The sequence below is a fragment of the Sinorhizobium sp. BG8 genome (genome assembly GCF_016864555.1).
Lineage (GTDB): Bacteria > Pseudomonadota > Alphaproteobacteria > Rhizobiales > Rhizobiaceae > BG8.
Window position 1 is genome coordinate 1 of record NZ_CP044012.1, and the last position, 13,394, is coordinate 13,394.

Here is a 13,394-nt window from a genome sequence, read left to right on the forward strand (position 1 = left end):
CTATCTCGATTTCTACAAGCTGATGCCGACCTTTCTCTATCCGGAGAAGCTCGGCGCCGACCTCGCCGCTGTCCTCAAGGGTGTTGTCAAGAATGCGGTCGTGATCGCCGAGAGCCACATCCGTACGCCGGAAAATGGCGAGACCGTGCTTGGCGAGGGCGCAGCCGATCTCGTGTCGATCGTGCGTGGCCAGATCGCCGATCCCCATCTGGCCACAAAGGCGGGCGAGGACCGACCCGAGGATATTCGCGGCTGCATCTCCTGCAACCAGATGTGCTGGGGCCGACGATCAAGGGATTACTGGATCAGCTGTCTTATCAACCCCTCCGTCGGCCGCGAGGCCGAATGGAACGGCGACCGCTTCCGCCGGTCCGACGATCCCAAACGCGTGCTGGTGATCGGCGGCGGCCCGGCTGGACTTGAGGCCGCCCGCGTATCGGCTGAGCGCGGGCACCGGGTGACCCTCGCCGAAGCGTCGAGCCGCCTCGGTGGAAACTTTCTCCTCGCTGGCATGCAGCCCCGGCGCGCGCAGATCCTCGATCTCATTGCGTGGTACGAGCTGCAGCTGGAGAAGCTCGGCGTGGCCGTTCGCCTCAACACCTATCTCGAAGCCGAGGAAATCGATCCCTCCGAATTCGATGTCGTGATTGCGGCAACCGGATCCTATTCGCCTGAAACCGGTTTCCAGAAAGCACTTCCGACTGTCGAAACGATGCCCGGCGTCGACAAGGGTAACGTCTTCACCGTCGAAGCCATCATGGCGCGACAGGCAAGGCCGGGCAGTCACATCCTGCTTCTCGACGAGGGCGGAGGCTGGCGCGGCTGCGGCACCGCCTGGAAACTTGCCGAAGAAGGCCACCGCGTGACGATTCTCACACCCGATCCGTTCGTCGGCAAGGAACTGCAACGAACCGCAGCGGACGTGCCCATGCGGCAAGCGCTTCGCAAACTCGACGTCGATTGGATCGTCGAGGTGAGCATTACCGAATGGCACGGCAACGGCGCGACGATCGTCGACCACAACACGGGCGAGCACCGCTTTGTCGAAGCAGACACGCTTGTCACCGCCACCACGAATTCCCCGGCCGACTGGCTGGCGCCGGGCCTGGCGGAACTCGGCCTCGCGACGCGCCTGATCGGCGATTGCGCAGCACCGCGGCAGGCACCTTACGCGTTTTACGAAGGCCGGAAGGCAGGATTGGAGATCTGAGATGACGCAGGAGGTCGAACTTGGCCAGGCGGAAGCAGAAGAGCTGGCGCTCAGAGCCTGCCGAGGTGCCGGTGCAGATGAACAGACCACGCGCGCCCTCGTCGAGGCGACGCTTTCAGCGGCGCGCTTCGGCCCGCCACACTCGGCTTTCCGCATTTCGTGGACTACCTGAACAGTTTTCGCGAGGGACGAATTAACTGTGAACCCTCGCCGACCCTGGCACGGCCGTTTCCGGCGATGCTCGTCTCAGATGCCGACGGTGGCGTCGCTCAACTTGGCTTCGACCTTGCCTTCGACGATGTCGTCGGGGCCGCCCGGAATTTCGGGATTGCGATGTTCACGCAGACGAACAGCTATACGGCCGGCGAACTGGGATACTATGTCCGCCGCCTCGCCGCGGAGGGTCTTGTCGGGCTGGCCGCCACCAATGCCAATGCCATGCTCGTCTCGAAACCCGGCGGCCCCGCCGTCTACAGTACGAACCCGATGGCCTTCGGCTTTCCTCTTGGCGAGGGCTCCCTGCCAATGGTCATCGATCAGGCCTCCAGCGCCACGGCCTTCGTCAACATCGTCGCCGCCGCGGCAAGGGGCCAATCCATCCCCAAAGGCTGGGCAGTGGACGAGAACGGCGAGGACACGGAGGATCCGGCAAAAGCTATCGGCGGCGCCCTGCTTCCCTTCGGCGGGCGAAAAGGCGGAAACGTCGCGCTGCTTGTCGAAATGCTGTCCGCGGGCCTTTCGGGTGGCCCATGGTCGCTCGATACGCCGCATTTCCAGTCCGGCAGCGCTCGTCCAGCCGTCGGCCTGACTGTGCTGGCCATTGTGCCCGGCGCCCCTGAAGAGGGACGTATCGCGCGCGCGGGCGAGCAGGTACGTCGACTGGCGGCACTCGACGTCTTCATTCCCGGCGTAAGCGGCATCGAATTTCCACCATCCCTCACAAAGAAGCTGAAGGTGCCCGCCGACGTCTACGAGGCCGTTCGCAGGCTTGCCGCAGCAGGTTCCGATCGTGCATAGGAAGGCGGCCGCGTTCCGCTGCCGAGGGCGAGATCGACTGCGCTAGGTGGCCCTGACCAGCCAATCCGCGAACAGGCGGGACTGGGCGGTCGCCTTCGCGTGAATTGTCATATGGAACGGGACGGGCGAAGGGACTGACTGAGGCACCAGGGGGACAAGCCGCCCGGCCTCCATCATGCTTTTCACCAGCCCATCCCAGCCCAGCACCGCACCCACATCGTCCTGGGCTGCCTGGAGCGCGATCATGTAGTTGTTCACGTAGAAACCGCGGCCCTCGGTGGCGCACACCCCAGCGACTGGAGCCAGTCGGTCCAGGTCGTCCAGCCGTTTTCCTCGTTGCTCATGTGGATCAGCGGGACCTTGAGCAGGTCCTCGACCCCCGAGATGCGATGTTGGGCGGCGAATGTCGGGGTTCCCAGCGCCACAATATGGTCCCGAAACAGTATGCTGTTCTCGACGCCATTTTCGTCCGGGTCTCCATAGTGGATGCTGAGATCGCACGGGCCGCTCACGCCGGGTATATCGCTGGTAATCTGGGAAACGGTAATAGCCGGATAGATCTTCCAGAAAGCAGAGATTTTTGGCGTGAGCCACAGGGAGCTCACAGCTGTGGTCGTGCGGATGGTCACATCGACGGTTTCGCGGCGATCGCGGATCTGCGTGACGGTATCCGATATCGACTCGAAGCCGCGTCGTATCGCCAGGAACAGGAAAGCCCCCTTCTCCGTCAGCTCGACGCCACGACTGCGGCGGACGAAGAGGCTGCAGCCGAGGTCTGTCTCAAGCGCCTTGATCTGGTGGCTGACGGCGGCCGGCGTCACGTTCATTTCCCTCGCAGCTTCCTTGAAGCTCGCCTTCCGGGCGGCGGCCTCGAAGCAGGCAAGAGCTGTCAGGGAGGGAAGATCATAGGGTCTTCGCATGAGGGTTCCCTGCCAAAACATGACATTAGTTTATCTAATCTCACATCAAATAAAGTGCCGTTGTCAACTGGGTTTGTCGCGATGACAATCGTCTTCGGTTAAACACGCCGAACGTGGGATTCACTCATGACAGCCTTCTCGTCTTCCATTCACGACCTCCTGGCCCGCCGCGTCCCTGGTCACGCGCTTGAACAGTCTTTCTACACCTCGCCGGCGGTCTATGATCTCGATCTGGCGCACCTCTTCTACAAAGAGTGGCTGTACGCGGTTCCTGCGTGCCAGCTTGCAAAGACGGGAAGCTACGTCACGATGCGCGTGGGCGCCTACGAGGTGATCATCGTGCGCGGCCGCGACGGCGAAATCCGCGCCTTCCACAATTCCTGCCGGCACCGGGGCTCGCTGATCTGCAAGGCGCGGCAGGGACAGGTGGCGAAACTCGTCTGTCCCTATCACCAATGGACCTACGAGCTCGACGGAAAGCTGATCTGGGCGAACGATATGGGTCCGGATTTCGACGCCTCCAAACATGGCCTTAAACCGGTCCACCTGCGCAATCTCGAGGGCCTGATCTACATCTGTCTGTCGCACGAGGCGCCGGATTTCGACGCCTTCGCCGACATGGCCCGCCCGTATCTCGCCATCCATAACCTCAACGACGCCAAGGTCGCCTACACCTCGACCATTGTGGAGAAGGCGAACTGGAAACTCGTGTGGGAGAACAATCGGGAATGCTATCACTGTAGCAGCAACCATCCCGCTCTTTGCCGGTCCTTCCCCTCGATCCCAACGTCGCCGGAGTTTCGCCGGACGGATCGGTCTCAGATGTCCTCCAGGCGCATTTCGATCGCTGCGAAGTCTCGGGTGCGCCCGCGCAGTTCCGGATTTCCGAAGACGGCCAATACCGCCTGGCGCGCATGCCCCTGCAGGAAAAAGCGCTGAGCTATACGATGGATGGCAAAGCAGCCGTAACAAGGAACCTCGGCCGCGTGCGTTTGCCAGACGCGGGCACCCTCCTGAAGTTCCACTATCCGTCGACCTGGAACCACTTCCTGCCCGATCATTCGCTGACCTTCCGCGTAACTCCCATCGGCCCGATGGAGACGGAGGTCACCACCACCTGGCTCGTGCACAAGGATGCCGTCGAGGGCGTGGACTACGATCTCAAGCGCTTGACCGAGGTGTGGATCGCCACCAATGACGAGGACCGCGAGATCGTCGAGACCAATCAGCAGGGCATTCTCTCACCCGGCTACGTTCCCGGGCCCTATTCGCCGAACCAGGAAAGCGGCGTCATCCAGTTCGTGGATTGGTATGCCACCTGGCTCGAACGCTCGCTGACCCCGCTGCGACAGGCCGCGGAGTAAGCGGGATGAGCGTCTTCAAGAACCTTTCCTTCTGGACCGACGCTGAAATGCTCGAATGCGTGACGCGCACACCGGAAGCACCCGATGTCGTGACCTTTAGCTTCCAGAGCCCTTCCGGAGCGCTGTTCAATCACGACCCCGGTCAATTCGTCACGCTGGAGCTCCCCCTCCCCGGCGGACCGCTATACCGGACCTATACGATATCCTCCTCGCCTTCGCGGCCGACGGCGCTCACGATCACCGTAAAGGCGCAACGCTCGTCTGTCGGCACGCGCTGGATGCTCGACAACCTTCACAAGGGTATGCGGATCCGAGCGACAGGCCCCGCCGGGACGTTCTCGATCGCCCATCACCCGGTCGAGAAGTACCTCTTCATCTCGGCCGGCTCCGGTATCACGCCGATGGTAGCGATGACGACGTGGCTTTACGATTCCGGCCGCGAACCGGACATCGTCTTCATCAACTGCGCGCGTCGTCCCTCGGAGATCATCCTGCGCGAACGGATGGAACTCATGGCCTCGCGCATCGTCGGTATCGACCTCAAGTGGGTCGTCGAAGAGGCCGATCCCTTCCGGCCCTGGACCGGGTATCGTGGGATGTTCAATCAGATCATGCTCGGCCTGATGGCGCAGGACTATCTCGAGCGAGAGGTATTCTGTTGCGGCCCTGAACCGTTCATGCGCGCGGTCCGCGAGGCACTAGCGGGTCTGGGCTTCGACATGAACCGCTACCATCAGGAAAGCTTCAGCGCGGAACCTGACCATGCCGAAGACGTTCCCGAGGACGTGCTTCCCGATGTGCAGAACCAGGCTGAGATCCAGTTCGCGTTCTCCGGCATCACGGCGAACTGCAACGAGACGGATACGATTCTGGCTGCTGCGAAGGCCGCAGGATTGGTGATCCCATCAGGATGCTCGATGGGTATCTGCGGCACCTGCAAGATTCGCAAGACCGAAGGCCAGGTCCATATGGTGCACAATGGAGGCATCACCGAAGAGGACATCGATGACAATTACATCCTCGCGTGCTGCTCCAAACCAATCGGCCGCGTGAGCGTGGAGGCCTGACCGCCACGAGGCAGCTATATCACGCTGTCCTCGTGCAGATAGAACATCCGATTTGCCGCTTATGTCAGCACGCCGAACAGATGCCGGAGCATGTCCGTTCCAAGGCCCTCACGACTGCGCCGGCCCTCTCGCAGCGGTCAAAACTATGCGAGCGGCATTGACACCATGCAATGGGAGACCGCCTGGGCTTCCTTTGAGCGCCGTCAAAAACCTCGTTTGACCTCTGCACGGTCGTTCCATCCGATCATTGCACTGAAGCCGTTTCGGAGGCTGAAACACTGGTCGCTCCGAAAGGGATCAAAGGCCGAGATAGGCTCGCCTGACGTCCTCATTGGACTTCAGGTCCCTGGCTGCGCCCGCCAGCGTTATGTGACCGAGCTCCATGACATAGGCTTGCGAGGAGATGTCCAATGCAAGGTTGGCGTTCTGTTCGACCAACAGGACGCCGCATTTCTCCTCCCGCGCGATCGTGGCAATCGTGTTGAGCACGTCGCGCACGATGAGGGGAGCCAATCCGATGGATGGCTCGTCAAAGAGATAGAAGCGGGGCCGTGCCATGATGCCTCTACCGATCGCGATCATCTGCTGCTGGCCGCCGCTGAAGTTGCGGACGACGCGATGCCGGTGATCCTTCAACACCGGAAAATAGCCGAAGACCTTGTCTAGGTCGTCGCGAATTCCCGCCTGATCCTTCCTGAGGTGTGCACCTACAAGCAAGTTGTCGAGCACACTCATATATGGGAACAGCCCCCTACCCTCTGGAACCTGGCATATTCCCCTGCGGACAATCTCCTCGGGGAAAGTCCGACCAACGATTCTCCGTCGAAGGATATCTGCCCGGTCTTGAGCGGCACCACCCCCGAGACAGATTTGAGAACTGTGGACTTGCCCGCGCCATTGGCACCGACGAGCGATGTTATCGTCCCTTCCTTTGCGGACAACGACACCCCGTCCACGGCCGTGATCCCCGAATACTCGACTGTCAGATTGTTGATCGTCAGCATCAGGCTGCCTCCTCGCCGAGATAGGCCTGGATCGTCGCGGGATTCCGGCTGACTTCCGCCGGGGTTCCCTCGGCAAGCAGGTCGCCGTAACAGAGGACCGTTATCCTGTCGCACGCCTGCATGATGGCCTTCATGTCGTGCTCGATCAGGAGGAGGGTCATTCCGTCGTCTCTCAAGCCGCGGATGATTTCCATCAGCCGAACCTTTTCGCCTGAATTGAGACCCGCCAACGGTTCATCGAGCATGAGAAGGCGGGGAGCAGTCGAAAAGGCGATCGCCACTCCGAGTATCTTCTGCGTGCCGCCCGGGAGGTCGCAGGCCAAAGAGGACGCGAACTCGCGCATGCCGAACCTTTCGAGAATGGCATCCGCGGACTTCCGGTGCATCTCCTCCTCGGTGCGCGCAGAGCGAAGTCCAAGGATGTTGGCCAACCAACTCGTCTCGATCCTGTTGCGCGCCGCCGTCACGAGATTCTCTCGAACGCTCAGATTCGCGTAGTTGCTCGTGTTCTGGAATGTTCGGGCAATTCCGAGACGCGCGATCTTGTGGGAAGGCATCCCCGTGATGTCCATGTCTTTGAACATGACGCGGCCCGCCGTGGGCGCAAGAAATCCGGTCGTCACGTTGAAGAAAGTAGTCTTTCCCGAGCCGTTGGGGCCGATGAGACCGTGGATGGTCCCGGGCTCGATACCGAACGATACCGAGTTCAAGGCGACGGCCTGGCCGAAACGTTTGGTGAGTTCATGCACGCGAAGCATTTACGGCTCCTTGTTCATTCTTCAGTCCGCTTTTGGGACGGTGTGACAAAAGTTGACCAATCACGCCTTCGAGACCGCGGGGCATGAACAAGACCGTTAGGATGATCGTGGTGCCCCATATCAGCGGGATCAGTTGGGCCGTGTCGCGAAGCAGTTGCTCCATCACCGTCAGGGCCACCAGGCCAACGATCGGTCCCCAATAGGTCCGGTTGCCGCCAATGATCACCGCCGCGATGATCTTGAACATGAACTGTGGCGTGTAGTCGGTGGGAGCGACAAAGCCATTGTAGCCGGCGTAGAAAGCACCCGCGATCCCTGCAGCGAACGATCCGATGCAGAAAGCCAATGTCTTCAGGCCCCATGTATTCAGACCGACGGCCATCGACAGGTTCTCATTTTCCGCCACCGCGTGGATAGCGCGGCCGGTTCGGCTGCTGTTGATGACATAGAGCAGGAGCACGATGACGATCGTCCCGAGCAGCACCAGCAAGTAATAGTTCCTGGTGTCGAAGAAGCTGATGCCGAACAGCTTTTCCGGAGGCGAAAGGAACGGGATGCCTTCGATCCCTCCGAACGGAAATTTGAACTGGATGAAACATTGCCGGATCGCTTCACCAGCCGCGAACGTGCTGAGGAAGAAGTAGAATTGCCGCGTGCGCATGACCGGGTATGCGATCAGAAGTGCGACCAACGCTGCGACAAGGCCGGACAAAGGCAATATGACCCAGAATGACAATCCGAACTCTGTTTGGAGCAGAGCGAAGGTGTATGCGCCAATCGCCAGCATCGTGATGTGAGCGAATGACCACCCTCCCATCCTTGTGATCGTGCGGTAGCTGGTCACCAGCATCACATTGACCAGGAAGAGGATGCCGACGCCGACGTAGTACGGGGGGACCAGAAACGGAAAGCCGACCATTGCGACCAGAAGCACTAGCGTCAGGCCCGTCAGCGTACCGGCTGGCAAAGCTGCCGTCTTCCATTCGACGAGTTTGACGGGAGCCTGTTCGAGCAATGGCGCTTCTCGCCCAAGCAGGCCCCGGGGAAAGAACGCCAGGACCACGAGCATGATGACCGTATCTATGATGACGATGTACTGGCCAAGGCCGATCACGCTGGCGAAGCTGTCGATAAAGCCGAAGAGCATCGCAGCAACGATCGCGCCCGTGATGCTGCCCAGACCACCGACGATGACGACAATGAATGCTTTCCAGATCGCCTCGAGACCCATGTAGGGACCGACATTGATGATGCTGGCCATCAGGACGCCGGACGCTCCAGCCATGGACGCGCCGATAATCATCGTGACAAGCCGGACCCGTTTGAGGTTTATGCCCTGAAGCAGCGCCGATTGGCGGTTCTGCGATGCCGCTCTGAGAGCCCGGCCACCCCTCGTTCGATTCAGGAAGTACCAGAGGCACGCCATCATCACCACCGCGCAGACGATCACGGCCAGGCGCTGATATGTGAGGATGCCTCCGGCGACATTCAGCTGGCCGGGTATCATTACGGGCAGGCTTTTGGAAACGACCCCAAACACAATCGCGGCCAATGCCTGCAGGACGTAAGAAAGGCCCAGGGAGGCGATGAAGCCTCCGAAGGCGTCGCTCGCGGTCCGCTCGAAGATGGTCTTCTCGAACAACGCGCCTGCCAGCCCCACGAGGATGGGGCCGACAATGAGCGCCGCGACAAACACCGCCCATGGCGGAAGTCCGAGAAGGCCCGAGAGCATCAGCCAGACCGTGTAGCCGCCGAGCATGAAAAGCTCGCCGTGGGCAAAGTTGACCACCTTCATCACGCCGAACACCAGCGCGAGTCCGACTGCGAACAGGCCGTAGAACGAGCTGAGCGCGATGAAATTCAGGAACACCTGCGTGACGTTGAAGTCGACCATGACCGCCTCGAACCAAATCTCAGTGGAGGGTGCCGCCACTGCAAGCCGCGGCGGCACCTGGTTGTTTACTCAGCTGGCATCAGTTCCAGCACCTTCGTCTTTGAAACGCTCTTCTTGATCACCGTGTCGACATTCATGACGAAGTATCCGTATTCACGGGTCTCGAGAGCGGCGAATGGCGGGACAACGATCGTGGTGTCAGGAAGGATCACGAGCGCCGGCCCGGGCACGCTCATTCCGAACTTGAGCTTCGACCCGTCATAGGCGGGCGTTTCTACCCACTTCCCGCCACCAAAATAGGACTTGCCGCTGCTCATGAGCGTGCTGTCCACCGCCTGTGCGGTCTTTTCCTGAGGAGCGAGCACGATCTTGGGACGCTCGAACGTCGCCATGCATCTCCACATCAGGAACTCGACGTCGGACGCAGGGTCGTTGGTCTTGTAGCGGGCGAGATATGCTTCGTGGAACATCTCGGTGATCCGTTCCAGGACCGCGGTAGTGATCTTGCCGTTGTCCAACTGGATCGGGATTTCGAGTTCCGTTGTCTGCATGGGATAGCGTGCAGAGACGAACAGTTCAAAATTCTGGTCCTTGGGATCGACGCCCATACGGCTGAGGAAAGCGACGCCCTTTCCAGTAATGCCGGACAAGGCCTCGTTCACGCCGACAAAGTCGAAATTGCCCGTGTCGCTATACTTCGAGACAACCTCGCTCATCGCGATAGCAGCGTTGTTGGCCCCGAAAGCGCACAACACGGAGGTTTCCCGCGGGATGATGACCTTCTTGATACCCATCTCCCGCGCAAGAAACGCGACCGGCACCGAGGTTGCTCCGCCGCCCGTCACCATTGCAAACTCGCGAGGGTCGACGCCGCGGCGGATCGTCATGTCGAGAATGCCGCCAAGCATGTTCTCGTTGACGACCTGGGTGATACCAAGCGCCGCCTCCTCGACGCTGATGCCCAAGGGATCAGCGATATTCTTCTTGATCGCATCGTGTGCGAGCTGTCGATCGATCTTCATGCGACCGTTCAGGAAGTACTCCGGCCGAATATATCCAAGCACCACATAGGCGTCGGTGACGGTCGGTTCGACACCACCCCGCATGTAGCAGGCCGGACCCGGAACGGCTTCGGCGCTACGCGGCCCGACGGTGATCAGCCCGGCCCTGTCGATCGCGGCGATCGACCCGCCGCCAGCGCCCAAGGTCGCGATTTCGATGGACGCCACGCCGGTCGGGTAGTTCAGGATGCGGCCGTCCTTCGTAGTTGTGATCTGGCCATCCAGCACGGTCGAAACGTCGAAGCTCGTCCCGCCCATGTCGACCGTGATGCAGTTCTGGGACTTCTCGATCTCACTGAAGTAATATCCAGCCTCCGGAGCCATCGAAGGTCCGGAAAACAGCATGAAGACCGGCTTCTTAGCGACTTCCGAGATGGGTACTACGCCGCCGTTGGATACGACAATCAGCGTTTCACCCTTGAAGCCCCGCTTCTCGAGCTCACCCTGAAGGTTGTTCAGGTAGCGTGTCACCTTGGGCTGCAGCATCGCATTGAGCACGACACAGCTCGTCCGGTAGTACTCGCGAATGATCGGCTGGATTTCGGAGCTGAGGCAGTAATCTACCTCCGGCCACTCCTCCTTGATGATTTCGCCGATCCGCTTTTCGTGCGCATCATTGACGATCGACCACATTGTGCAGACTGCGATCGCTTCGACGCCCCATTCGCGAAGCTGCCGGACCTCCTTGCGGACTTCATCTTCGTCCAGCGGCACGACGACGTCGCCCTGCGCGTTGATCCGCTCCGAGACTTCGCGGCACAGATATGGCCGGATCAGCGGCCGGTTCGGCTCCATCTTGTAGTTGAACATCGTCTGGCGACGGCCTTCGCCCCGCCATAGCGTGTACTTGGTGCCGCGAGTGCAGATGAGTCCTGTCTTGGCTCCGCTCATCTCGAGGATGGTGTTGGTCGCCGTGGTAGAGCCGTGGCAGAACACGGCGGTGCTGCCGAGCATTTCTTCAAGCGACATGCCGAGCTCTTCAGCTGCAAGTGACATGGCGTTGAGAATGCCGACCGAACGATCCTGCGGGGTGGTCGGGGACTTGTGGCTTCCCAACTGCGTGAAGGTTTCGGCGTCGGCGATCGCGAGGTCCGTGAAAGTGCCACCCACGTCTACACTGATACGATATTTCATCTGTCTGACCTCTCCCTTAGTTCTGGATGTTCGCGATCATGCTCGCCCGGAGAGCGGCAGTAGCGCTGACGTCGACTGCGTAAAGTTCGGGCTTCGTGTCGAGAACGACACCGTAGACTTCGCGTGCGGAGTGGAGCGTGATGAACCCGTCCCGAGCGTCGTCCTTCACTTTCTCGGGATCGCGCTCCAACGGGTTGCCGAAGCCACCGCCGCCGCCGGTCTTGGCGTACCAATGCTGGTCACGCCGGCAAATCGTCTCGCCCATGTTCCGGAGATGCGCTTCCTCGGTAAGGGTCTCCGAGTCCAGAAGCCAGTGATCCGCGACCGTGCCGCCTTCGCCGCCGAAGAGACCGAACGCGGGCCAGGTGTGTCCGGTGCCGCAGTAAATCAGCTGCATGTCGTGGTCGATCGGCTGCAGGCGGTGCGACATCGCGATGCCACCTCGCCATTTGCCGGCGCCGCCGGAGTCAGCCTCCGCCTTCACTTCCCAGACGATACGAGGCAGGGACTGCTCATGGATTTCGATCGACTCGTAGCCCATGTTGCCCATGATGCAGTGGCCGAACATGTGCGGCAGTCCGTCGAAGCCCTCGGTCGCGCCGGCGGCGCTTGCCGCGAGGTAGTGAAGGTGGCCGTAGGGTTGGTTGTTCTTGCGAGGATCCACGCCCGCGCCAGTGTGGTTGGCCGCCGGATGCTCGCCCATGCCGGCAAGCGCACGATGCGGCAGGACCTTTGCCCAGGTCTTGAACACCAGGTTTGTGACTTCGTCGTTCAAGCCTACAGTCGCAACCTCGGTGCCCACAGGCCAGCGCGGGATGCCCGCGATTGCCCCTTCGCGCTGTTTGACCCGGATGCGGTCCAGCGCGCCGCTGTTGTAGGGGAGATCCGGCGAAAGGACAGGCAAGGTTCCCTGGATCGCCGAGCATCGGCAGGTTGCGTAGCTCAGGTTGTAGCTGAAATCGATCTGATCCGGCATCTCGCTGTAGTCGAAGTCGATGTATCCCTCATCAGGATCGATCGTCAGCGTCATCTTGAACTCGAGCGGCTCGTCGATATAGCCCTTGAAGCACTCGCTCCGCAGTGTCTCCGTCACAGTGATCTTGGGCAGTTTCTTGATTTCCTCGCGCATGGCTCGTTCGCCGTAGCGCAGTGCCTCGGTCAGGCAGCCCTTGAAGGTGTCGTAGCCGAACCGCTTGCAGAGTTCGATGATGCGGGACTCGGCGACCCACAGCGAGCTGAGTTGCGCCAGGAAGTCACCATGCCACTGTTGCGAGTAGCGGAAGTTGTAGGCGATGAACCGGACGAGGTCGGTGATCGGCTTGTGGTCGCGGCAAAGCCGCACGCCTGGAAAGTGGAAGCCCTCTTCGTAGATATCCTTGGCGAACGGGTCCATGCTGGTCGGAAGATGCGCACCGATGTCGAGCAGGTGGCACTTCGATGCCGCCCACGCCACCAGCTTCCCTTCGAAGAAGATCGGGGCGAACATCGTGAAGTCCCCGACGTGGGAGTTCCCAGCGTAGGGAGCGTTGTTGAGGAAGACGTCGCCTTCCTTGATGTCGTTTCCGAACGCCCTGATGATGAAGCGGAGCGGAGGACTCATCGTCCCAACGTGCACGGGAATGCAGTCAACCATCGACAGGATCGATGCGCCATGCGTGTCGAGCAGGCAGCACGTGAAATCCTTTGCCCCGTGCAGGATTGGATTACGCGCCGTCGCGAGGATCGTCTGGGTCATCTCTGTCATGATCCCCTCGACACGCGCATGCACGACCGAGAAAGTCACGGGATCGACTTGTTCGAGTCCCTTGTCCAAGGCTCCGGGCAATCCCGCAATCTCTTCGGAACGGATGGGCTCAGCGAACAACTCCGTCTTGTACGGAGGAATGAGAATGTCGTCTCTTGCCATGAAATTCTCCCAAGTTTTGACAAGTGGTCTCTGGCGGGCGCGCTGACGCGCCCGCTTCA

General features: G+C 60.6%; 7 protein-coding genes and 4 pseudogenes. 4 read left to right on the top strand and 7 right to left on the bottom strand.

Annotated elements, in window-relative coordinates; genetic code table 11:
• Window position 1: 1 nt before the first annotated feature.
• Together F3Y30_RS21070 and F3Y30_RS21075 are read left to right on the top strand one after the other, a co-directional pair.
• A pseudogene (locus tag F3Y30_RS21070) lies at window positions 2–1,210 on the top strand (FAD-dependent oxidoreductase); the annotation flags it as partial.
• Between the two features lies 1 nt (window position 1,211).
• Window positions 1,212–2,227: pseudogene (locus F3Y30_RS21075) on the top strand (Ldh family oxidoreductase).
• Between the two features lie 42 nt (window positions 2,228–2,269).
• Here the strand turns inward: F3Y30_RS21075 and F3Y30_RS21080 are convergent.
• A pseudogene (locus F3Y30_RS21080) lies at window positions 2,270–3,147 on the bottom strand (LysR family transcriptional regulator).
• A gap of 126 nt (window positions 3,148–3,273) precedes the next feature.
• Here F3Y30_RS21080 and F3Y30_RS21085 point away from each other — a divergent pair.
• Both F3Y30_RS21085 and F3Y30_RS21090 read left to right on the top strand, forming a co-directional pair.
• A pseudogene (locus F3Y30_RS21085) lies at window positions 3,274–4,511 on the top strand (aromatic ring-hydroxylating dioxygenase subunit alpha).
• Between the two features lie 5 nt (window positions 4,512–4,516).
• Window positions 4,517–5,578, top strand: a complete 1,062-nt coding sequence (locus tag F3Y30_RS21090; protein WP_203427147.1) for a hybrid-cluster NAD(P)-dependent oxidoreductase — start codon at window positions 4,517–4,519, stop codon at window positions 5,576–5,578.
• A gap of 297 nt (window positions 5,579–5,875) precedes the next feature.
• On the opposite strand, the gene F3Y30_RS26780 is transcribed toward F3Y30_RS21090, so the two are convergent.
• The 6 genes from F3Y30_RS26780 to F3Y30_RS21120 form a co-directional block, all read right to left on the bottom strand.
• Window positions 5,876–6,313, bottom strand: coding sequence for an ATP-binding cassette domain-containing protein (locus tag F3Y30_RS26780; RefSeq protein WP_348649877.1), 438 nt, complete (start codon window positions 6,311–6,313; stop codon window positions 5,876–5,878).
• Window positions 6,310–6,582, bottom strand: a complete 273-nt coding sequence (locus F3Y30_RS26785; RefSeq protein ID WP_348649878.1) for an ATP-binding cassette domain-containing protein — start codon at window positions 6,580–6,582, stop codon at window positions 6,310–6,312. Before F3Y30_RS26785 ends, F3Y30_RS26780 begins: the two co-directional genes overlap by 4 nt.
• Entirely contained in the window at window positions 6,582–7,340 is a 759-nt protein-coding gene (locus tag F3Y30_RS21105) for an ABC transporter ATP-binding protein (protein WP_203427148.1), read from the bottom strand. The genes F3Y30_RS26785 and F3Y30_RS21105 overlap by 1 nt, the downstream gene beginning before the upstream one ends.
• Window positions 7,324–9,234, bottom strand: coding sequence for an ABC transporter permease (locus tag F3Y30_RS21110; RefSeq protein WP_203427149.1), 1,911 nt, complete (start codon window positions 9,232–9,234; stop codon window positions 7,324–7,326). Before F3Y30_RS21110 ends, F3Y30_RS21105 begins: the two co-directional genes overlap by 17 nt.
• Window positions 9,235–9,299: 65 nt before the next feature.
• Window positions 9,300–11,429: a hydantoinase/oxoprolinase family protein gene (locus tag F3Y30_RS21115; RefSeq protein WP_203427150.1), complete on the bottom strand. Its 2,130-nt coding sequence runs from the start codon at window positions 11,427–11,429 to the stop codon at window positions 9,300–9,302.
• 16 nt (window positions 11,430–11,445) lie between these two features.
• Window positions 11,446–13,335 (bottom strand): hydantoinase B/oxoprolinase family protein, encoded by a 1,890-nt coding sequence (locus F3Y30_RS21120; RefSeq protein WP_203427151.1) that lies wholly within the window; start codon window positions 13,333–13,335, stop codon window positions 11,446–11,448.
• Window positions 13,336–13,394 lie beyond the last annotated feature (59 nt).